The 21,510-nt window shown below is 68.3% G+C and carries 21 protein-coding genes and 1 riboswitch; of the genes, 11 read left to right on the plus strand and 10 right to left on the minus strand.

Features of this window, described 5'->3' with window-relative positions:
* Positions 1-38: 38 nt before the first annotated feature.
* Positions 39-1,934, plus strand: coding sequence for a DEAD/DEAH box helicase (locus tag DC347_RS11780; RefSeq protein ID WP_109045565.1), 1,896 nt, complete (start codon positions 39-41; stop codon positions 1,932-1,934).
* 90 nt (positions 1,935-2,024) lie between these two features.
* On the opposite strand, the gene DC347_RS11785 is transcribed toward DC347_RS11780, so the two are convergent.
* Positions 2,025-2,675: an MBL fold metallo-hydrolase gene (locus DC347_RS11785; protein WP_109045566.1), complete on the minus strand. Its 651-nt coding sequence runs from the start codon at positions 2,673-2,675 to the stop codon at positions 2,025-2,027.
* A gap of 20 nt (positions 2,676-2,695) precedes the next feature.
* A complete protein-coding gene (locus DC347_RS11790; protein ID WP_109045567.1) occupies positions 2,696-2,998 on the minus strand; it encodes a putative quinol monooxygenase in 303 nt (100 codons plus the stop codon).
* 306 nt (positions 2,999-3,304) lie between these two features.
* Between DC347_RS11790 and betT the strand changes: the two genes are divergently transcribed.
* Genes betT through DC347_RS11805 form a run of 3 tightly spaced genes read left to right on the plus strand, consistent with a single transcriptional unit; the run spans position 3,305 to position 8,549 of the window.
* Positions 3,305-5,467, plus strand: coding sequence for a choline BCCT transporter BetT (betT, locus tag DC347_RS11795; RefSeq protein WP_109045568.1), 2,163 nt, complete (start codon positions 3,305-3,307; stop codon positions 5,465-5,467).
* Entirely contained in the window at positions 5,464-6,960 is a 1,497-nt protein-coding gene (locus DC347_RS11800; RefSeq protein WP_109045569.1) for an aldehyde dehydrogenase family protein, read from the plus strand. Before betT ends, DC347_RS11800 begins: the two co-directional genes overlap by 4 nt.
* 5 nt (positions 6,961-6,965) lie before the next feature.
* Positions 6,966-8,549, plus strand: a complete 1,584-nt coding sequence (locus DC347_RS11805) for a GMC family oxidoreductase (RefSeq protein ID WP_109045570.1) — start codon at positions 6,966-6,968, stop codon at positions 8,547-8,549.
* Positions 8,550-8,618: 69 nt separating this feature from the next.
* Here the strand turns inward: DC347_RS11805 and DC347_RS11810 are convergent, their stop codons facing one another.
* From DC347_RS11810 to DC347_RS11830, 5 genes are all read right to left on the minus strand, one after another.
* On the minus strand, positions 8,619-9,632 hold the full coding sequence (locus DC347_RS11810) for an aldo/keto reductase (RefSeq protein ID WP_018760813.1): 1,014 nt from the start codon (positions 9,630-9,632) through the stop codon (positions 8,619-8,621).
* Positions 9,633-9,674: 42 nt separating this feature from the next.
* Positions 9,675-10,301 (minus strand): nucleoside/nucleotide kinase family protein, encoded by a 627-nt coding sequence (locus DC347_RS11815; protein ID WP_109045571.1) that lies wholly within the window; start codon positions 10,299-10,301, stop codon positions 9,675-9,677.
* A 9-nt stretch (positions 10,302-10,310) separates the two neighbouring features.
* Complete coding sequence (locus tag DC347_RS11820) at positions 10,311-10,670, minus strand: multidrug efflux SMR transporter (protein ID WP_109045572.1); 360 nt, start codon at positions 10,668-10,670, stop codon at positions 10,311-10,313.
* Between the two features lie 2 nt (positions 10,671-10,672).
* Entirely contained in the window at positions 10,673-10,996 is a 324-nt protein-coding gene (locus DC347_RS11825; protein ID WP_109045573.1) for a multidrug efflux SMR transporter, read from the minus strand.
* Between the two features lie 10 nt (positions 10,997-11,006).
* A riboswitch (guanidine-III (ykkC-III) riboswitch) is annotated at positions 11,007-11,072 on the minus strand.
* 68 nt (positions 11,073-11,140) lie between these two features.
* Positions 11,141-11,725 carry a HutD family protein gene (locus DC347_RS11830; protein WP_109045574.1) on the minus strand — a complete coding sequence of 195 codons (585 nt, stop codon included), beginning with the start codon at positions 11,723-11,725 and terminating at the stop codon, positions 11,141-11,143.
* A gap of 114 nt (positions 11,726-11,839) precedes the next feature.
* Here DC347_RS11830 and DC347_RS11835 point away from each other — a divergent pair, with 114 nt between their 5' ends.
* Together DC347_RS11835 and DC347_RS11840 are read left to right on the plus strand one after the other, a co-directional pair.
* Positions 11,840-12,451, plus strand: coding sequence for a phosphoribosylanthranilate isomerase (locus DC347_RS11835; RefSeq protein ID WP_109045575.1), 612 nt, complete (start codon positions 11,840-11,842; stop codon positions 12,449-12,451).
* Between the two features lie 71 nt (positions 12,452-12,522).
* Positions 12,523-12,924: a YccF domain-containing protein gene (locus tag DC347_RS11840; protein WP_018760819.1), complete on the plus strand. Its 402-nt coding sequence runs from the start codon at positions 12,523-12,525 to the stop codon at positions 12,922-12,924.
* A 3-nt stretch (positions 12,925-12,927) separates the two neighbouring features.
* Here the strand turns inward: DC347_RS11840 and DC347_RS11845 are convergent, their stop codons facing one another.
* On the minus strand, positions 12,928-13,749 hold the full coding sequence (locus DC347_RS11845; RefSeq protein ID WP_109045576.1) for a 2-phosphosulfolactate phosphatase: 822 nt from the start codon (positions 13,747-13,749) through the stop codon (positions 12,928-12,930).
* Positions 13,746-14,615 (minus strand): DUF4031 domain-containing protein, encoded by an 870-nt coding sequence (locus tag DC347_RS11850; protein WP_109045577.1) that lies wholly within the window; start codon positions 14,613-14,615, stop codon positions 13,746-13,748. The genes DC347_RS11845 and DC347_RS11850 overlap by 4 nt, the downstream gene beginning before the upstream one ends.
* 140 nt (positions 14,616-14,755) lie before the next feature.
* On the opposite strand from DC347_RS11850, the gene DC347_RS11855 reads away from it, so the two are divergent.
* The 5 genes from DC347_RS11855 to clpB all read left to right on the plus strand — a co-directional run bounded on the left by DC347_RS11855 (position 14,756) and on the right by clpB (position 20,776).
* The gene (locus tag DC347_RS11855; protein ID WP_109045578.1) at positions 14,756-15,166 is read left to right on the plus strand and encodes a molybdopterin-binding protein; all 411 of its coding nucleotides are present in this window, start codon (positions 14,756-14,758) and stop codon (positions 15,164-15,166) included.
* Entirely contained in the window at positions 15,163-15,999 is an 837-nt protein-coding gene (modA, locus tag DC347_RS11860; protein ID WP_109045579.1) for a molybdate ABC transporter substrate-binding protein, read from the plus strand. The genes DC347_RS11855 and modA overlap by 4 nt, the downstream gene beginning before the upstream one ends.
* A gap of 52 nt (positions 16,000-16,051) precedes the next feature.
* Positions 16,052-16,894, plus strand: coding sequence for an ABC transporter permease (locus tag DC347_RS11865; protein WP_109045580.1), 843 nt, complete (start codon positions 16,052-16,054; stop codon positions 16,892-16,894).
* Positions 16,891-18,003, plus strand: a complete 1,113-nt coding sequence (locus DC347_RS11870) for a sulfate/molybdate ABC transporter ATP-binding protein (RefSeq protein WP_109045581.1) — start codon at positions 16,891-16,893, stop codon at positions 18,001-18,003. The genes DC347_RS11865 and DC347_RS11870 overlap by 4 nt, the downstream gene beginning before the upstream one ends.
* Positions 18,004-18,133: 130 nt before the next feature.
* Positions 18,134-20,776, plus strand: coding sequence for an ATP-dependent chaperone ClpB (gene clpB / locus DC347_RS11875; RefSeq protein WP_109045582.1), 2,643 nt, complete (start codon positions 18,134-18,136; stop codon positions 20,774-20,776).
* A gap of 45 nt (positions 20,777-20,821) precedes the next feature.
* Here clpB and DC347_RS11880 read toward each other — a convergent pair whose 3' ends face one another.
* Positions 20,822-21,499 (minus strand): septum formation family protein, encoded by a 678-nt coding sequence (locus tag DC347_RS11880; RefSeq protein ID WP_018760827.1) that lies wholly within the window; start codon positions 21,497-21,499, stop codon positions 20,822-20,824.
* Positions 21,500-21,510 lie beyond the last annotated feature (11 nt).

A 21,510-nucleotide genomic window follows, 5' to 3' on the forward strand; every position in this document is an offset into this window, starting at 1 on the left:
TCCGCCCGGATACCGCCAGAAAGACCGTAAAAAACTACATGACTACTTTTGCTGCCCTCGGTACTCCCAAGGCCCTTGCAGACACCCTCACCGCGCAGGGAATCGTTGAACCGTTCCCCATCCAGGTGAAGACCCTCCCGGACACCTTGTCCGGCCGTGACGTCCTTGGCCGTGGCCGGACCGGATCCGGTAAAACCATTGCTTTCGCTATCCCGCTTGTAGCAAGACTCGCTGAGCGGGAAGCCAAGTACTTCCGCAAGCCCGGCCGCCCCATGGGCCTGGTCCTGGCACCCACCCGTGAACTGGCGACCCAGATCAACGCCACCATCGAGCCGCTGGCCAAGGCCGCCGGTTTGAACACCACCGTGATCTACGGCGGCATCTCCCAGGCCCGGCAGGAGAAGGCGCTGCGCGCCGGGGTCGACATCGTCATCGCCTGCCCCGGCCGCCTGGAGGACCTGATCCGCCAGCGCATCCTCACCCTCGAAGGCGTGGAGATCACGGTCCTGGACGAGGCCGACCACATGGCCGACCTCGGCTTCCTGCCCGTGGTCAAGAAGCTCATGGACATGACCCCCAGCCAGGGCCAGCGCCTGCTCTTCTCCGCCACCCTGGACAACGGCGTGGACAAGATCGTCCAGCGCTACCTGTCCAACCCGCTCACCCACTCGGTGGACGACCCCCAGGCGGCCGTGACCACCATGGAGCACCACGTGCTGGTGGTCAACGACCAGACCGTCAAGAAGCAGCTGATCGTGGAGCTCGCCTCGGGTGCCGGCCGCCGCGTCCTGTTCATGCGGACCAAGCACCACGCCCGCAAGCTGGCCAAGACCCTTACCGACGCCGGGATCCCCGCCGTGGACCTGCACGGCAACCTGTCGCAGAATGCCCGTGACCGCAACCTCGCCGAGTTCTCCAACGGCGACGTCCGCGTCCTGGTGGCCACCGACGTCGCCGCCCGCGGTGTGCACGTCGACGACGTCGAACTGGTCATCCACGTGGATCCGCCCACCGAGCACAAGGCGTACCTGCACCGTTCCGGCCGCACCGCGCGCGCCGGCTCCGACGGCACTGTGGTCACGCTGACCCTGCCGGAGCAGCAGTCCGACGTGAAGAAGCTCATGAAGGCCGCCGGCGTGGACGTCAGCTTCGAGCGCGTCACCGCCAGCTCGCCGATCGTGGCCGAGCTTGTTGGCGATATCGCCGAAAAGGTCGATCCCCGCACCCGCGCCGCACTGCTGGCGGCCAAGGCCCCCAAGCAGGGCGCCGGAACCTCCACCGGTGCCAACGCCGAGCGCAAGCGTGCACGCCGCCAGGCTGCCCCGAGTGCCGGTGGCCGTGGTGGCCGCGGTGGACGTGGCAAGGTTTCGGCCGAGCCCGCCCGCAGCGACGCCCCCCGTGCTGAGCGCCGCGCAGCAGCCTTCGAAGGCCGGACCGAAGCCCGCGCCGCCTTCGACCGCAACGCAGAGCAGAACGAGGACCGCGCAGTTGCAGCTGCGGCTGCCCGCCGTAATGCCCGCGGCCGCGGGACCGCCTCAACCCACCGCAACGACGTCCCCGCAGCAGGTGGCCGCTCATCGGCCGGCCGCGGTTCCGACGGCCGTGCAGCGGAGGGCCGGGGCGATTCCCGGATCACCCGCAGCGATGCCCCGCGCGGCGGCTCCGGCCGCCCGGCCTCAGGCGGACGCCCCGCGTCCGGCGGGGGCCAGCGCAGCGGGCGCCCGGCAACCGGCCAGCGTGCAGCGGCAGGTGCCTCCGGCCAGCGTTCTTCAGGCACCGGCGGCAGCAAGGCCGTCTGGTCCTCCAACACCGGCGGAACCTCAGGCGGATCCTACGGCTCCGGCAGCGGTGGCAACGGCGGCTCGGGCCGTCCCGCCCGCAGCGGCCCCCGCCGCGCATCGGCTCCGGCGTCGAACGAGCGCCGCGGCCGCTAGAAGCGCTCCTTAAAGTACAGCGGTGGTTGAGCTTGTCGGTTCCGACAGGCTCAACCACCGCTGTGTTTTAACCCAAATAGCCGCCTGGTTTTACCAGCCGCGGGCACGCCATTCGTCCAAGTGCGGACGTTCGGCACCAAGCGTCGTCCGCTTGCCGTGGCCGGGGTGCACGACGGCGGAGTCCGGGTAGGCGTCGAACAACCGCTCCGTGACGTCGGACAGGAGCTGGGCGAACCGTTCCGGGTCCTTCTTCGTGTTGCCCACCCCGCCGGGGAACAGCGAGTCGCCTGAGAAGATGTGCGCCGGTCCTTCCGGGTCCTGGTACACAAAGGCGATCGAGCCCGGCGTGTGGCCGCGCAGGTGCACGGCGGTGACGTCGAAGCCGTCGAAATTCCCGACGTCCCCGTGGCTTAGCCGGACGTCCACCGGAACCGGCAACGCATCGGCGTCGTCCGCTCCCGCCGCTGTCCTGGCCCCGGTGGCGTCCACCAGTTCCTTCAGCGCCCGCACGTGGTCCCAGTGCTGGTGCGTGGTGGCGATCAGGGCCAGCCGCGGAGCCGCGGCTGTGTCCGCGGCGCCGTCCGCGAGCAACTGCCGGATGGCCGGAAGGTCGTCAGCGGCGTCAATGAGCAGCTGCGCGCCGCTTTCCTTGGCGGTCAGCAGGTACACGTTGTTGTCCATTGCGCTGACGGAGATGCTGCGGATGGTGATGGCCGGCAGGTCGTAGAGAAGTGAGTCCATGGCTTCAGTCTAGGGACGGGCTACAGGCCCAGCGGCAAGGCAGTGGAGTAGACCTGCTTGGACGGCGGGCCGGCCAGGATTTCGTGCAGCGCGTTTTTTCCTTCGGGTGTAGTGCGCCAGGCGGCGTAGTCGTCGTGGTCCTGCGTGGTGGCCCAGGTTTCCACGACCAGGATGTGGCAGGGGTCCGCGTCATCCACCAGCGCCTCGATGCCCTGGTTACCAGGCCACGCGCGGGTGGCCGCGAGCGTTTCGGACAAGTACTTTGCGGCGTCGTCGCGGCGGGCGGGGTCGATCCGGACTTCGAAGTGGACGATGGCAGGCATGAGGCTCCTTGGCATGGGCATGGGCATGGGCATGGGCGTGGTACGGCCGGCTGACCGGTACCCACTGCGTGCAACACGGCTGCGGACCGCTTTCTTCCCGCCCTTGCCGGACCCAAATCCCGGTGTGACCTGCGGCTGCATCCGCCGTGAGGAGATTCATAAAAGTGGGCCTTCTGCAGTTCCGGTTGTTAGCGTCGGAAGTCAAGCCAGACTCTTTGCGACGCCGGCTGAGTGCTTTTCCCCAGTCAGTACCAAGCACGTGGAACCGGCGTCCGGACCGCAGCCTCAAAACTGAAATGGGATCCAATGAGCCAAAAAGCAGCACCCCCCGTGGGCACCGCGGGGCGTGAAACATCGGAACAGAAGCCGCCGGCGGTGGCCGGAACAGGCAGCCCGGAGGCCAGGACCCGGGTCAACAAAACTGTCTTCCTCGGCTCCGCCATCGGCGTGGTGGGCATCGCGCTCTGGGCGATTCTTGCCAAGGACAACGCCGACGCCGTCATCGGGTCCATGGTGGGCTGGGTGTCCACCAACATGGGCTGGTACTACTTCCTGATCGTCACCGCCGTGGTCATCTTCGTCCTGGTCGCCGCGCTGTCCCGGGTGGGCAAGACCAAGCTCGGGCCGGACCACTCCAAGCCACAGTTCGGGATGTTCACCTGGGCGGCCATGCTGTTCGCGGCAGGCATCGGCATCGACCTGATGTTCTTTTCCGTGTCCGAACCCGTCAGCCAGTACCTTGCCCCGCCGCAGGGCGAAGGGGGTACCGCGGAAGCCGCCCGCCAGGCGCTGGTGTGGACGCTGTTCCACTACGGCATCACCGGCTGGGCCCTGTACGCCCTGATGGGGCTCGCCCTGGGCTACTTCTCCTACCGCCACAACCTGCCGCTGAGCATCCGCTCCGCGCTCTACCCCATCTTCGGCAAGAAGATCGAGGGGCCCATGGGGCACGCGGTGGATATCGCCGCCCTGCTCGGCACCATCTTCGGCATCGCCACATCCCTGGGCATCGGCGTCGTCCAGTTGAACTACGGGCTGAACTTCATGTTCGGCATTCCGGAGAACCTGGCCGTGCAGATCGGGCTGATCGTGCTGTCCGTGGTGATGGCAACGGTCTCCGTGGTGTCCGGCGTCGAAAAGGGCATCCGGCGGCTCTCGGAACTGAACGTCATCCTGGCGGTGGCGCTGATGCTGTTCGTGCTGGTAACCGGGAAGACCAGCTTCCTGCTGGACGGGATCGTCCAGAACGTCGGCGACGTCATGAGCCGATTCCCGGGCATGACTTTGGATACCTTCGCCTATGACCGTCCCACCGACTGGATGAACGCCTGGACCCTGTTCTTTTGGGCGTGGTGGATCGCCTGGGCCCCGTTCGTTGGCTTGTTCCTGGCCCGGATCTCCCGTGGCCGCACCATCAGGCAGTTCGTCCTGGGCACCATGACCGTTCCGTTCATCTTCATCGTGTTGTGGATCTCCATCTTCGGAAACTCCAGCCTCGACCTGATCATGAACGGCAACGCAGCGTTCGGCGAGGCGGCCATGAGCCACCCGGAGCGCGGCTTCTACAGCCTGCTGGAGCAGTTTCCGGCCGTGCCGGTTACCGCCGCCGTGGCCACGTTCACGGGCCTGCTGTTCTATGTGACCTCCGCCGATTCCGGCGCGCTGGTCATGTCCAACTTCACCTCGCACCTGAAGGACGCGGACTCGGACGGTCCCGAGTGGATGCGCGTGTTCTGGGCCGTGGCCACCGGCTTGCTGACCCTGGCCATGCTGACCGTTGGCGGCGTGACCACGCTGCAGAACGCCACGATCGTCATGGGGCTGCCGCTGTCCCTGCTGCTGGTGCTGATCATGCTGGGCCTGTACAAGGCCCTCCGCGTGGAGAACTCGCTCAACGACAGCTACCGGGCGAGCCTGCCCGGCATCATTACCGGCCGGGCGGCGGACCAGCGTGCCGGCCGGACCTGGCGGCAGCGGCTGGTCCGGGCCATGAACTATCCCGGCCGCAAGCAGACCATCCGGTTCGCCGAAACCGTGGCCATTCCGGCGCTGGAGGAAGTGGAAGCGGAGCTGCGCGAGCAGGGCGCCGAAACAACCCTGGCCATCACCACGGTGGAGGCCTGCGGGATTCCGAGCATCGACCTGCAGCTGGCCATGGGGGAGGAACGGGCGTTCAAATACCAGATCTACCCGGTCCGGTACGAGACCCCCAGCTACGCCACCCGCCGGGCGGATCCGGATGACCACTACTACCGGATGGAAGTGTTCGCACAGGAGGGAAGCCACGGCTACGACCTCATGGGCTACACCAGGGAACAGGTCATCACGGATGTCCTGGACCACTACGAACAGCACCTCGAATTCCTGCACCTGAACCGTGCAGCGCCCGGAATCACCCTCCTCGTGGAGGATCAGGTGGCAAAAGACAATTGGGAATCCGACTTCGACATGCAGGAGGAAACTAAGTGAGCACGTCAACGCTTTTCATCGGCGGCAGTTGGGTTGCAGCGTCCGACGGCGGCACCCGGGACATCCACTGCCCCGCGGACGGGCAGCTGGTCGGGACCGTTGCGGAAGCAACAGCAGGGGACGCCGAGCGCGCCGTGCACGCGGCCAGGACGGCGTTCGACGCCGGGGAATGGGCAGGCACCTCGGCACTGGAGCGGGGCTCGTTCCTGCTGGGGGTCGCCGCCAGGCTGCGGGAACGGAAGGATGACTTCGCCCGCGCCGAGACGCTGGACACCGGCAAGCGACTGGTGGAAAGCGAAATCGATATGGACGACATCGCCAACTGCTTTGAGTACTTCGGCAAGCTGGCCGGCCAGGACTCCGGACGGGTGGTGGACGCGGGCAGCCGCACCGTGGTCAGCCGGATCGAATACGAGCCCGTGGGCGTGTGCTCGCTGATCGCGCCGTGGAACTACCCGCTGCTCCAGGCCGCCTGGAAAATTGCGCCCGCCCTGGCCGCCGGCTGCAGCTTCGTCCTCAAACCCAGCGAACTGACGCCGCACACCTCCATCCTGATGATGGAAGTCCTGCAGGAACTGGGCCTGCCCGCCGGCGTCGCGAACCTTGTCCTGGGCGACGGCAAGATCGTGGGGCCCGTCCTCTCCGGCCACCCTGAGGTTGACCTGGTCTCCTTCACCGGCGGCCTGGAGACCGGGAAAGCCATCGCGGCCTCGGCAGCCGCCACCGTCAAGAAGGTGGCGCTGGAACTGGGCGGCAAGAACCCGAACATCATCTTCGCGGACGCCGACTTCGACGCCGCCCTGGACAACGCGCTCAACGCCGCGTTCGTGCACTCCGGGCAGGTCTGCTCCGCCGGTGCACGCCTGGTGGTTGAGGAGTCCATTGCGGAGAAGTTCGTGGCCGAACTGGTCCGCCGGGCCGAAAAGATCCGGCTGGGTGGTCCGTTCGATCCCGACGCCGAGACCGGCCCGCTGATCTCTGCCGCGCACCGGGACAAGGTCACCGCCTACGTGGAGAAGGGCATCGCCGAAGGCGCCCGGCTCCGGTGCGGCGGCGCCTGGGGCGGCGGGGAGCTCGAAAAGGGCTTCTACTACCTGCCCACCGTCCTGGACCAGGTCAAGAGCGGCATGTCCGTGGTGGTTGACGAGGCGTTCGGGCCGGTGGTCACGGTGGAAACCTTCACCACCGAGGCGGAGGCCATCAAGATCGGCAACGACACCCACTACGGCCTGGCCGGTGCCGTCTGGTCCCAGGATGCCGGGAAGGCCCAGCGGGTTGCCCGGGCGCTGCGCCACGGAACCATCTGGATCAACGATTTCCACCCCTACCTGCCGCAGGCGGAGTGGGGCGGCTTCGGCCAGTCGGGCGTGGGCCGCGAACTGGGCCCCACTGGCCTGGCCGAATACCAGGAAGCCAAGCACGTCTACCAGAACATCGATCCGCAGGTCACCGGCTGGTTCAGCGACCATGCCGCCGCTGCAGAGGGGAAGTAGGACACATGGCAAGCGAAGCAAAGACAGAGTTCGACTACATCGTGATCGGCGGCGGTTCCGCCGGCGCCGCCGTGGCATCCCGCCTGAGCGAGGACCCGTCGGTGGACGTTGCCCTGGTGGAAGCCGGCCCGGATGACCGCAACATTCCCGAGATCCTGCAGCTGGACCGCTGGATGGAGCTGCTGGAATCCGGCTACGACTGGGACTACCCCATCGAGGAGCAGGAGAACGGCAACTCCTTCATGCGGCATGCCCGCGCCAAGGTGATGGGCGGGTGTTCCAGCCACAACTCCTGCATTGCGTTCTGGGCGCCCCGGGAAGACATTGACGAGTGGGAGAAGAAGTTCGGCGCCGCCGGCTGGAACTCCGAGACGGCCTACCGGCTGTACAAGCAGCTGGAAACCAACGAGGACGCCGGCCCGGACGCGCCGCACCACGGCGACAGCGGCCCCGTCCACCTCATGAACGTTCCGGCCACGGACCCCACCGGCCGCGCCATGCTGGAAGCCTGCGAACAGGCGGGCATCCCCAAGGCACACTTCAACACCGGCGACACCGTGATCAACGGCGCGGGCTTCTTCCAGATCAACCGCCGCGCGGACGGCACCCGGTCCTCCAGCTCGGTGTCCTACATCCACCCGATCATGGACCGGAAGAACTTCACCCTGCTGACCGGTCTGCGCGCCAAGGAACTGACCTTTGACGGGACCAACCGCTGCACCGGCGTGGCCGTGGTGGACAACGCCTTCGCCAAAACACACCAGCTCACCGCAAGGTCCGAAGTGATCGTCTCCACCGGCGCCATCGATTCGCCCAAGCTGCTTCTGCTGTCCGGGATCGGCCCGGCCGCGCAGCTGGAAGAGTTCGGCATCCCCGTTCGCGTTGATTCCCCCGGCGTGGGCGAGCACCTGCAGGACCACCCCGAGGGCGTCATCCAGTGGGAGGCCAAGCAGCCCATGACCAAGACGTCCACCCAGTGGTGGGAGGCCGGTATCTTCACCACCACCGAAGAGGGCCTGGACCGGCCGGACCTGATGTTCCACTACGGGTCGGTTCCGTTCGACATGCACACCCTGCGCCAGGGCTTCCCCACCACGGAGAACGGCTTCTGCCTGACCCCCAACGTCACCCACGCCCGCTCCCGCGGCACGGTGAAGCTGCGCAGCAAGGACTTCCGGGACAAGCCCAAGGTGGATCCGCGCTACTTCACCGACCCGGACGGCCACGACATGCGCGTCATGACCGCGGGAATCCGCAAGGCCCGCGAGATCGCCGCGCAGCCTGCACTCGCCGACTGGGTAGGCACCGAGCTGTATCCGGGCGACGCCATCCAGACCGACGAGGAGATCGCCGACTACATCCGCAAGACCCACAACACCGTGTACCACCCCGCGGGGACGGTGCGGATGGGAGCGGCCGACGACGACATGTCGCCGTTGGATCCCCAGTTGCGGGTCAAGGGCGTCACCGGCCTCCGGGTGGCCGATGCGTCCGTGATGCCCGAGCTGACCACCGTGAACCCGAACATCACCACGATGATGATCGGCGAACGCTGCGCGGAACTGGTCCGCGCGGCACGCAGCTCCTGATCCCCACGGCCTGGCCAAAAGGGCGGCTCCCTCCGGGGGAGCCGCCCTTTGCCGTATCCGGCCGGCCGGCTATTCGCGCCCTTCGGACACCCAGGTGGGGTTCGCGGACCGGGACCCGACGACGGCGTCCGACGCCGCGGCAAGGACGGCCAGGTGGGCCGGGGTAAGGTCCAGGCCCAGGGCGCCAAGGTTCTCGTCGATCCGGGCCGCCTTCCGGGTCCCGGGGATGGGGACGACGGGCAGGCCCAGCTGCTTGCCTTGGGCGAAGAGCCACGCCAAGGCAACCTGCGCCGGCGTGGCGTTCAGCTGTTCCGCGACGGACCGGACGGTGTCCACCACTGCCTGGTTGGCGCTTGCGGCATCGGGGGCGAAGCGCGGGATATTCCGGCGGAAGTCTTTCTCGCCCAGGCTTGACGTATCCACGGTGCCGGTGAGGAAGCCGCGGCCCAGCGGGGAGTAGGGGACAAAGCCCACACCCAGCTCTGCTGCGGCAGGAACCACGTTGCGTTCCACATCCCGGCTCCAGATGGACCACTCGCTCTGGACTGCGGAGATCGGGTGGACGGCGGAGGCGTCCCGGAGTTCCTGGGCCGTCACCTCGGACAGGCCCAGGTGCTTTACCTTGCCCTGCTGCACCAGCTCCGCCATGGCGCCCACGGTTTCCTCGATGGGGACCCTGACGTCGCGGCGGTGCATGTAGTAAAGGTCGATGACGTCGGTGCCCAGCCGCTGCAGGCTGCGGTCCACAGCCTGGCGTACGTATTCCGCGTCGCCCCGGATGTCCGTGTAGCCGTCCGCGGGGGTGCCCACGAGCGCGAACTTGGTGGCCAGCTGGATCTCGGCCCGCCGCTCCTTGAGGAGCTGGGAGATCAGCTCCTCGTTGCTGCCTCCGCCGTAAATGTCCGCGGTGTCGATGAAGCTGACACCGGCATCGACGGCGTGGTGCAGCGTCCGGAGCGCCTCAGCGGGGTCAACGTCGCCGTAGACCGGGGTGAGGGCCATGCCGCCGAAGCCCAGGGGGCTGACGGCCAGGCCGTCGCCGAGCTGGACCGGGTGGCCGTGGTCAGTGGGGGTGTGTGCCATGGGTGCTCCTATTCGGTTCCTGCAGTGTGGAGTGGTGGTCGTTTACAGCCAGGGGATGATCCGGTCGGCCGCCTGCCGGCCGGCCTGGATCAGCCGAGCGTTTGCTTCATCGGGTCCGGTGGCCCAGGCCAGGGCGGCCGCACGGTCCATGCCGAATGACACGTGCCGGTCCACCAGCCGCTGCAGGCGGAGTGCGGGCGGAGTTTCGAGGAACCATACTTCGTCCAGCTGCGCCCGCACCTCCTTCCACGGCTCCTGCGCGGCCAGCAGGTAGTTGCCCTCGGTGATGACCAGCGGGACGTCCGCGGGCACCGCAATCGAGGCAGCCACCGGCTCGTCCAGGGTGCGGCGGAACTCCGGTGCGTACACTACGGCCTCGTCCCGGCGCGCCAGGCGGCGCAGCAGCGAAAGGTAGCCGCCGCCGTCGAACGTATCAATGGCGCCTTTGCGCTCCCTCAGCGGCGTCCCCTCAATGATCGCGTTGCCCAGGTGGAAGCCGTCCATCGGGACCACCACCGCCGAACCGGGGCTGAACTGCTCCTGCAGCCACGCGGCAAACGTGGACTTCCCGGATCCCGGCGCGCCCGCGATGCCCAGGATGGTGCGCGTCTCCGGCGCCAGCCTGCGCCGGAGCGCCTCGACGGCCTGGGCGATCTCGGGGGAGTCCATGGCAAGAGCCTAGTCACTGCTGCGCGCGGCCGCCTGGTCCTTCGCGGGAAGCGCCTTCAGGCCGGTGGCACAACCCACGATGCCGGCGATGAACAGCAGCTTCAGGACGCTGAAGGGCTCCACGCCCGTGAGCATCGCCCAGCCGACCGTCAACGAAGCACCGATGCCCACCCAGACCGCGTAGGCCGTGCCAAGCGGAATGCTCCGGATGGCCATGCCCAGGCCCAGCATGCTCAGGGCCGCCGTGACGGCGAAAACAACGGTGGGGAGGGGCTTGCTGAAGCCCTCGGACAAGCCCAGGGCGGTGGCCCAGACAGCTTCCAGCACCGCGGAGGCCAGCAGTACCAGCCAGGGAATTGAGCGTTTCACGGTTACGCCACCACCTTCAGGCCGACCACGCACGCGGCGATGCCGGTGAGCAGCGCCAGCCGGGCCGCCGTCGGGCGTTCAACCCTGGTGGCCATGGCGTAGGCGGAGGTCAGTACGACTCCGACCCCCACCCAGACGGCGTAGGCCGTTCCGGTGGGGATGGACTGCATGGCGATCGCGAGGCCGCCGGTGCTCGCCGCGACGGCCACCAGGAACACAGCCGCGGGCGCGAGGCGGCGGAGGCCGGAAACCTGGGCGGACCGGTGCAGGGCGGCTGCCCAGACGGCCTCGAGGGCTCCGGAAAGAAGAAGGATTATCCACGACATGACCAGATCCTTTGGCCAGTCTTGTCGCGTGCCGGGTACTGAACCGTCGTCCGGAGGCTCTGGTGCGGAGCCTTGGATTCTAGCGTAGCAACGCACGACGCCGGGCGGCCACCGATGGTGCCCAACCTCACCATGCGGGGGGGGTTACCCGGCGGTCTCCAGCGGGTCGACCGACACCACTGCCAGGAATCCCCGGCCCAGGATCTCCGGGCTGTTGGCGTCGGATCCGGCCACGGCGTCGTAGCGGCCCAGTTCCACCGGGTAGGTGTCCGCCTGCCCGCTGCCGCCTGCACTGACCACAGCCTGGCCTTGCAGCAGCACCGCCAGCTGGCCGTCGAACACCGGATGCGCCCGCTTCTTGGACAGCTCGATGATGGAGGTGTACCCCTTGTATGCCGCGGCGCGGGTGATGACGTTCAGGTCGCGGATGTCTCCGGTGGGCAGTGACCCTGTCGTGGCCGCGCCGCCGTCGAACCGGAAGGGACGGTATTTCTCCAACGGCTGCTCTGCTCCGTCCACCGTGAGCAGCAGCAGTTCACCCTCGATCACGGTCAGGACCCGTTCCATGCCGGGGAACGCGGAGAAGTCACCTGCCTTGGTGACGTCCGCGATGCTCACCCGCCAATCCCAGCCGGCGTCGGACGAGCCCTGGCGCGCGATTTCCCTCGTCACCCCGCCCCCGTTGCGCCATGGTTCGGCCTTGAGCCCTGCGAAGCGGATGATCTGCATCCGCCCAGCCTAGTTCCCAAGCCCGGCAGGTTCAGGGTCCGGCGTCGCAGGTTGCGTCCCGTCCTGCTAATCTCCTCCGGGGGTCATCACGAAAACAGCCTGAAGGAGCCGGGAATGTTCGTCAAAGTGTGTGGTCTCAGTACGCCCGAATCGGTCCGCGCGGCGGTGGAAGCAGGGGCCGACGCCGTAGGTTTCGTGCTCACCGCCAGCCCCCGGGTGGTCTCGCCCTCCCAGGCCGCCTCCCTCTTGTCGGAGGTGCCCGCTGGAGTTCGCCCGATTGGCGTGTTCCGCGACGAACCCGTGGTGGACGCCGTCGCCATTGCCCGGGCGGCGGGCCTTGAATGGATCCAGCTGCACGGGAACCGTTCCCGGGCGGACGTGGCAACGGTGCATAATGCCGGCATGAAGCTGGTCCGGGCCATCACCATGGGTGCCTCCGAGGATGAATTCGAAGACTGGGGCGAGGACCTGCTCCTGATCGATGCGGCGGCGCCGGGCTCCGGCGAGTCCTGGGACTACGCCTCCGTGGCGGCGCTGCCGGTGCTGCAGGGCCGGGACTGGCTGCTTGCCGGCGGCCTGGACGCGGCCAACGTTGGCCAGGCCTCGGCCGCTGCCCAGGCCTGGGGCGTGGACGTCTCCTCGGGCGTCGAAGCGACCCGCGGCGTGAAGGACCTGGCGAAGATCCGCGCCTTCGTGCAGGCCGCCAAGGCAACCGCCGCCGTGTAGTCGCCCGGCTCAGGGCAAGATCAGGGGAGTCCCCTACCTTTTTGCCAGAGGTCCGGGGGCAGAATGGGTGCATGAAGACACTTCTGAACGTTATCTGGCTGGTTTTTGGCGGCTTCTGGCTTGCCCTGGGCTATTTCCTCGCGGGCGTGGTCTGCTGCCTGCTGATCGTCACCATCCCCTGGGGCATCGCGTCCTTCCGGATCGCTGCCTACACGCTCTGGCCCTTCGGCCGGATGGTGGTTGACCGGCCCGGCGGCAACGGTGTCTTCTCGCTGCTGGGCAACGTGATCTGGCTGCTCGTTGCCGGCATCTGGATCGCCATCGGCCATGTGCTCACGGCGTTCGCCATGGCGGTGACCATCGTGGGCATCCCGCTGGCCATCGCCAACCTCAAGCTGATCCCGGTGTCCCTGATGCCGCTGGGCAAGCAGATCGTGCCGTCGAGCAGGCCGTTTGCCAGCAACTACCGCTGAGGGTCAGTGCGCCGGCGGAAGGGGCCGGAACGCCCCGTCCCGCAGGATGGCCACGGACCCGCTGTCGTCCAGTTCGGCCGCGATGTCCACGTCCTCCGTGTAGCCGGCACCTGTCAGTTCGCGGCCGCTGGAACACCGTAACAGCACCTCGCGCAGCCGCGGCTCGGCGGCTTCGAAAACGGCCATCGCCGCCACGGCTTCCGGCGCATAGCCGTGCCTGCCGTCGCCGGCTTCGTAGCCGCCCTTCCCGGCGGCCGCCAGCCCTGCGATGAAAGCCCCGGCCCCGATCTGGTCTTCGACGGCGGCCCGAAGGGTACGGTCATGCCACCGCTCGCCGGCCGCAACCACCGCCACCACCGCGTCGCCGGGAAGGTTGGCCGCAACCCAGTCCGCCGTGGCCGCGGCGTTGCGGAGGCACACTGCGGCCACCAGTGGAACCTCTCCTGCCAGCTCGTGGCACAGTTCAGAGCCGTTGGGGGATGGCAGGACAATCCGGTCCAGCGTTGCTGCGCTGCGCAGGCTTGCCGGAGAGAGGCTCAGCCCACCGCCGTCGCGGGGGCCTGCCAGCTGGGCGTGGTGGTGGGCGGCGAAGTCTTCGGCCCGGGTATCGCGCCACGGAAAGGGGAAGACCTCCGCGTTCCGGTCCAGCGCCACGCTGACGCAGGTGCTGAAGGACAGGACGTCCACCACCACCGCGATGTCCGCACCCGGGGCCACGGTCCTGGCGCCGTTCAGTCCCCAGTCAAGCCGAACCTCGAACGGGAGCTGCCGGTGCGCGGCGTTCGCTGAGTGCGTGTGCCGCGGCGTGGAACGGGGAGCGTTCATGCCAGTTCGCCTTTCAGGTTGCGGTGCGCGGCGGCCAGCCACAGTTCCTTGGCGCGGCGGTGGCGGAAGAGCGGGTCCAGTTCCAGCAGGTGACGCACGACGGCGGCCCGGCCGGCAGCGAAGTCGGCGTCACCGACGTGCGCGTAGTCCTTCCTGACGGCCGCGACGTAGCGGGCGTACTCCTCCGGTTCCCCGCCCAGGACGGACAGGTCCGCGTCGCTCAGGAGGGCGCCGTCGTCGTCACCGGGTTCGGGCCGGTGGTCCGATGTCACCAGGACCAGCCGGACCACCTCTGCCACGTCCGCCTCCGGCAGGCCGGCCGCGGTGAGCCGGTCCTCGGCCAGCCGGGCGGATTCTTCCTCGTCCTGTCCCGCCGTGCCCCGGTACACGGCGTCGTGGAACCACGCTGCCAGCAGCACGGTCCGTGGTGCCCCGGCCGGCTCGGTAAGCAGGTCCAGTGCTTCCAGGACGGAGAGCAGGTGGGTGCAGCCATGGTAGTGGCGGTGGGGTTCGCTCCAGCGGTCCAGCAGGTCCAGGAAGAGGGCATCGTGCCCGGGCATGATGGCTTCCCAGCGGTTCAGCAGCGGAACTTTCAGCGATTTGTTCCGCCGGCGTGCCGGTATCCGCAGTCCGCTGGCGATCAGCTTGCGGACCAGGAGCCTGGCTTCGACCGGGACGGCCCCCGCCGCGACCAGCTCATCGAAGCGGCGCTCCGGCACGTCGTAGTGGTCGCCGTCGAACGCCCGCTCAGGGATTTCCGCTGCGGCAGCGAACGCGTGCAGCTCGTCCAGCGACGTATCGGACACCAGGTGGGAGAAGTGCGTACCGTGAGCAGGCCACAATGGCGGGTCGATGTAGATGGCCATGGAAGGAGTCTAGTGCTGCCACTGGGCGGTCTCCTGGCGGCCCGGCGGTCCAGTTCCTGCCAGCCCGGCGCTCCAGTCGCATTCCTCATTTGCGCAGTAAAGACGTCCCGGCGGTTGCATTTGCGGATTAGGATTGCCGCATGGCCCTTATCCGCGTTTCAGAAGCCGCCCGATTCCTGGGCGTGAGCGACGACACCATCCGCCGGTGGACCGATCACGGAACACTGACGCCGTTCCGCGACGAGTCCGGCCGGCTGGCCGTCGACGGGCTGGAGCTCGCCACGCATGCCCGGAAGCTGGCCCAGCTCCCGGATGATCCGCAACGCGGCGGCAGTTCGGCCCGAAACCGGTTCGTCGGCCTCGTCACGAACGTCGTCGCCGACAAGGTCATGGCCCAGGTGGAGCTGCAGTGCGGGCCTTTCCGGGTGGTGTCCCTCATGAGCAGCGAAGCCGTGCGCGATCTTGGGCTGGAGCCCGGTGCCGTCGCCACCGCCGTGGTCAAGGCAACAACAGTCATCATCGAATCCCCGAAAGGCCGGGCCACCGCATGAGCAGGCAAGCTGTCCGCCCCGCCGGGTCCACCGTCCGGGCTGCCGTCCTCCCGCTGGCGGTACTCTTACTGGCCGTCCTCTCCGGCTGCGCGCCGGCAGGCGGACCGGCCGCGGGCACCACTTCCGCTGCGGGCGCAGGCTCCGGTGCGCCAACAGGAACCATCACGGTCTTCGCGGCAGCCTCCCTCAAGGCCACCTTCACCGAACTGGCGCACACCTTCGAAGCAGGGAACCCCGGAACCACAGTCACGTTGAGCTTCGCGGGATCCTCGGACCTTGCCAGCCAGATCAACCAGGGCGCACCCGCGGACGTCTTTGCCTCGGCGGACACGGCCAACATGAAGAAGCTGCAGGACGCCGGCCTGGTCGACGGCACACCCCGCAACTTCGCCACCAACACCCTGGCCATCGCGGTTCCACCGGGCAATCCGGCCGGCATTTCGGCGCTGAAGGACCTGGCGCGGCCGGGCGTCAAGCTGGTGGTCTGCGCCAAGCAGGTCCCGTGCGGGGCCGCGGCGGCAAAGGTGGCGGGCACGGCAGGGATTTCGCTGGCTCCCGTCAGCGAGGAAAATGCCGTCACCGACGTTCTGGGCAAGGTCGCCTCCGGGGAGGCCGACGCGGGCCTGGTGTACGGCACGGATGTCCGGGCGGCCGGCGCAAAGGTGGCGGGCATCGAATTTCCTGAGTCGCAGGGCGCCGTGAATACCTACCCCATCGCCGGCGTGGCCAGTGGCCGGAACAAGGCGGCCGCGCAGGCGTTCATTGCGCTGGTGACCGGCGCGGAAGGGCAAAAGGTCCTGGCCGGGGCGGGATTCGGACCCGGTGGACAATAACGGTCTTCCTCAGCGGACCTCGCTGAGGGAGGCATACACGGAAGGTACCAAAGTGGTGGGGCAAGGCTATTCCGGCGTTCCCGGCTGGGTCCGCGCACTGGCTGTTGTTGCCGCCGTCGTCGTGCTGCTCCCGCTGCTCGCCATGGTGCTGCGGGTGGACTGGACCCGGTTCATTCCGCTCGTGACCTCGGACTCGTCCCTGACGGCGCTGGGACTGAGCCTGCGGACCTCCGCGGCCAGCACGCTGCTGTGCATTGTGCTGGGTGTCCCGTTGGCGCTGGTCCTCGCCCGGGATTCTTTCCGGCTGCAGGGGCTGCTGCGTTCGCTGGTGCTCCTGCCGCTGGTGCTTCCGCCCGTGGTGGGCGGCATCGCGCTGCTTTATACGTTCGGCCGCCAGGGCCTGCTGGGGCGGGCCTTCGACATGCTGGGCCTGCAGATTGCTTTCTCCACCACCGCCGTGGTCCTGGCCCAGACGTTCGTGGCGCTGCCCTTCCTGGTGGTCAGCCTGGAGGGTGCCGTGCGCACCTCAGGCTCCCGCTATGAGGCCGTGGCCGCCACCCTCGGCGCGCGCCCGGGCACCGTCTTCCGGCGGGTCACGCTTCCCCTGGTCCTGCCCGGCCTCGCTTCAGGCGCTGTCCTCTCGTTCGCCCGCAGCCTGGGTGAGTTCGGTGCCACACTGACGTTTGCAGGCAGCCTGCAGGGGGTGACCCGCACCCTGCCGCTGGAAATCTACCTGCAGCGGGAAACAGATCCGGACGCGGCCGTCGCCCTGTCGCTGGTGCTGGTGGCCGTCGCCGTGGCGGTGGTGGCGCTCGCGTACCGCCGGCCCGCAGCGCGCAGCGGAGCAGGAAAACGGCCGACGACGCCGGTACCGGCAGGAAGGAACAGCAAGTGACGTTGTCCTTCCAGGCAGCCGTGGCCGGGCGTGGATTCGACGTGTCCCTGACGGTGGGGCCCGGTGAAACCGTCGCCGTGATGGGGCCCAACGGCGCCGGGAAGTCCACCCTGCTCTCCAGTATTGCCGGGCTGTTGCGGCCGGACAGCGGCAGGGCGGAACTCAACGGAAAGACCCTGTTCGACCTCGACGGCGGCAACCGCACCTGGGTGCCGCCGCACCATCGCGGAACCGCCCTGCTCGCCCAGGAACCCTTGCTCTTTCCGCACCTGAGCGCGGTGGACAATGTCTCTTTTGGGCCCCGCAGTGCCGGCATTCCCAAACGGGAAGCCCGGCAGCGTGCCCTGGGCTGGCTGGCTGACGTTGAAGCTGAAGCCCTGGCCGGTCGCCGCCCCGCCGAACTCTCCGGCGGCCAGGCCCAGCGCGTTGCCGTGGCACGCGCGCTTGCCGCGGATCCCTCGCTCCTCCTGCTGGACGAGCCCCTCGCTGCCCTCGACATCCACTCAGCCCCGTTGTTGCGTCGACTGTTCAAGCGCGTCCTCGCGGGGCGGCAGGCCATCATCGTCACCCATGATGTCCTTGATGCGCTGATCCTCGCGGACAGGGTGGTCATCCTGGAGGACGGCAGGATTGCCGAGGACGGTCCAACCCGGGAGGTGCTGGAACGCCCGCGCAGTGCCTTTGCGGCCGGCCTGGCCGGGCTGAACTTCGTCCCCGGAACGTTGGACGGGGCCGCCGTGCGCACGGAGGAAGGCCTGCGGATCGCCGGCCATGGCGGGGATCCGGAAGCCGACGGGCAGCAGGCGGCGCCCGGGAAGCCGGGCAGGTCCGGGGAACCCGCCCCGGTGGCCGGGTCCGGGAACCCCGGGGTGGCCGTGTTCCCGCCGTCGGCCGTTTCCGTGTTCCTCACCGACGCGCACGGCAGCCCCCGCAATTCCTTCGCCGTTACCATCAGCGACCTTGAGCCGCACGGCGACCAGATCCGCGTCCGGGCCGGAGGCCTGGCCGCCGACATCACGCCGGCCGCGTCCGCGGACCTGGGCCTGGTGCCGGGGCTGGCCGTGCACTTCGTGGTCAAAGCAGCCGCAGTTTCCGTCTACGGGACCTAGCGCGGCGTGGCGGGACCTCCGGCTCTGGACAGCGGTTTCGCCGTGGGCAAACATGGCTTAAGAACCTCGTCCTAAAAAGTTGAGCGTAGTACACTCAACTTAGTTATCAAGCCCCCGAAAGGAGCCCTCTTTGGACGTCAAATTCACCACCAAGAGCCAGGAGGCTCTTTCCGCTGCGGCAATGAATGCCTCCACCGCCGGCAACCCCCAAGTGGAGCCGGCCCACCTGCTCAAGGCGCTGATGGACCAGCGGGAGGGTGTCGCCGTCGCGCTCCTCCGCGCCACCGGCGCCGATCCCGATGCCGTCAGCGTCCAGGCCAGCAGCGCCATCAAGGCCCTGCCCGCGACGTCGGGGGGCTCCAGCCAGCAGGCGCAGCTGAGCCGGCCCGCCCTGCAGGCCATCCAGAACGCGAAAGAGGAAGCGGACCGGCTGGGCGACAGCTTCGTGTCCACCGAGGTCCTGCTGCTGGGCCTCTCGGCCGGCAACGACGCCGCCGCCCGGCTGCTCCGCGACGCCGGCGCGTCCCGTGAGGCGCTCCTTGCTGCCTTGCTCGGGGTCCGGGGGGACCGCAAAGTGGACAGCCCCGACCCCGAAAACACCTTCCAGGCCCTCGAAAAATACGGAACGGACCTCACTGCCATGGCCCGGGCCGGGAAGCTTGACCCGGTGATTGGCCGCGACTCCGAGATCCGGCGCGTGGTCCAGGTCTTGTCCCGGCGGACCAAGAACAACCCGGTACTGATCGGCGAACCCGGCGTCGGAAAGACTGCAGTGGTGGAAGGCCTGGCCCAGCGGATGGTGGCGGGCGACGTCCCCGAAAGCCTGCGCGGCAAGACGCTCATCTCCCTGGACCTCGGGTCCATGGTGGCCGGCGCGAAGTACCGTGGAGAGTTCGAGGAGCGGCTCAAGGCTGTCCTTGAGGAGATCAAGGGCTCCGAGGGCCAGATCGTCACCTTCATCGACGAGATCCACACGGTGGTGGGCGCCGGGGCCACCGGCGATTCCTCCATGGATGCGGGCAACATGCTCAAGCCCATGCTCGCCCGTGGCGAACTGCGCCTGATCGGCGCCACCACGCTGGACGAATACCGCGAAAACATCGAAAAGGATGCCGCCCTGGAACGCCGCTTCCAGCAGGTCTACGTAGGCGAACCCAGCGTGGAGGACACCATTGGCATCCTCCGCGGCCTCAAGGAACGCTACGAGGCGCACCACAAGGTTTCCATCGCGGACTCCGCCCTGGTGGCCGCGGCCACCCTTTCCAACCGCTACATTTCGGGCCGCCAGCTGCCGGACAAGGCAATCGACCTGGTGGATGAAGCCGCGTCCCGGCTGCGCATGGAGATCGACTCCGCTCCGGAGGAAATCGACCAGCTGCGTCGCCAGGTGGACCGGCTCACCATGGAGGAGCTTGCGCTGGAGGGCGAGACCGACGCCGCTTCGTTGGAACGCCTGGCAGCGCTCCGTGCCGACAAGGCGGACAAGGAGGAGGAACTCTCGGCGCTGAACGCGCGATGGGAGGCCGAGAAGGCCGGGCTCAACCGGGTGGGCGACCTGAAGGCCAAGCTGGACGAGTTGCGCTCCGCAGCGGACAAGGCCCAGCGCGAGGGCGACCTGGAGACCGCATCGCGGATCCTGTACGGGGAAATTCCGGCGCTTGAACGCGAGCTGAACGCCGCTGCCGAGGCGGAGGCCGCCGTGACGGACAAACCGGCGCAGATGGTGGCTGAGGAAGTGACGGCGGAGGACATCGCCGAAGTCATCTCGGCCTGGACCGGTATTCCCGCCGGCCGGATGCTCCAGGGCGAAAGCCAGAAGCTGCTCCACATGGAGCAGGAGCTGGGCAGGCGGCTGATCGGCCAGTCCAAGGCCGTGGCTGCCGTCTCCGACGCCGTCCGCCGCGCCCGCGCCGGAATCAGCGATCCCAACCGCCCCACCGGCTCCTTCCTGTTCCTCGGCCCCACCGGCGTGGGCAAGACCGAACTCGCCAAGGCCTTGGCGGACTTCCTGTTCGACGACGAACGCGCCATGGTGCGCATCGACATGTCCGAGTACGGCGAGAAGCACAGCGTGGCCCGGCTGGTCGGAGCGCCTCCGGGCTACGTCGGCTATGAGGAAGGCGGACAGCTCACCGAGGCGGTCCGCCGCCGCCCGTACTCCGTGGTGCTGCTGGACGAGGTGGAGAAGGCGCACCCCGAGGTGTTCGATATCCTCCTGCAGGTGCTCGACGACGGCCGCCTCACCGACGGCCAGGGCCGCACCGTGGACTTCCGGAACGTCATCCTGGTGCTGACCTCCAACCTGGGCAGCCAGTTCCTGGTGGACCAGACCCTGGACCCCGAAGCCAAGCGCCATGCCGTCATGGCCACCGTCAACGCGTCCTTCAAGCCCGAGTTCCTTAACCGGCTCGACGAAGTGGTCCTGTTCGATGCCCTCACGGTGGAGGAGCTCGCCCACATCGTGGAGTTGCACGTGGCCGAACTGGGCCGCCGGCTCTACGAACGCCGGCTCACCCTCGAGGTCACCGACGGCGCCAAGGCGTGGCTGGCCCTGTCCGGTTACGATCCGGCGTACGGTGCCCGCCCGCTGCGCCGGCTGGTGCAGCGCGAGATCGGCGACCGGCTGGCCAAGGCCATCCTGGCCGGGGATATCAGCGACGGCGACACCGTCCTGGTTGATACCGCGGCGGACCTTGGCGAACTGACCGAGGGCGCGGTAGACACGCTGACAGGCGCCCCCAGCTCGGGTTTGTCCGTTCGGCGGAAAGACTAGCGGCCAAACTCACGCCCCAGGCGTGCTGCCTGGACGGACGGATCGTCAGGGCAGCACGCTGGCGGTGATCACGTTGCCGGAATCGGCCGTGACGTAGCAGTCCACCCGGCGGTCGCCCGAATCCCAGCTGGTGCTGCTGGGGAAGCTGCGCTGGTAGTTGAGGTGGAACTGGTTGGCTGCCGGACCGAGGGTGGCCGCCTGGCATGCCTCCAGGGCCTTGGCTTTCAGTGGATCAGCCCCCGGGTAGGCGGCTCCGGCGGGGTAGCGGTATGTTGCCACCAGCTGTGCCGAATGGCCGGTATCGCAGGCGACGACGGTGGACGCCAGGGCTTCCGGATCGAAGTCCTTGAAGCAGTCGCCCACCGCATAAGCGGCAGGTGCCACCCCGTTGCGTGGAAGCGGCTGGGGAGTGGCCGGCGCGGTGGCGGTGGTCTCCAGCACTCCGGGCGCGTCGGCCGCGGACTTCTCCGCGCCGGAGGATGAGTTCAACCACACGGCAAGCCATGTCAGTGAGCCGGCGACGGCCGCGATCACGACGATGAGGAACACCTTCCAGGAGGCGGCCCTGTTGGCTGCCCGGCGCTGCGGGGGATCCGGGACCCGCTGGGACCAGGTCACATCTTCCGGGGCGGGCGCCGAACCGCTGCCCCCGCGTGGGGCCGCCGGCAGGCTGCCGGTGCGCGGCGGCGAGGCAGGCTTGGGTGGGATGTCCTGGTGGTTCACGGGTGCGCATC

The sequence above is a fragment of the Pseudarthrobacter sp. AG30 genome (assembly GCF_003116525.1).
GTDB lineage: Bacteria > Actinomycetota > Actinomycetes > Actinomycetales > Micrococcaceae > Arthrobacter.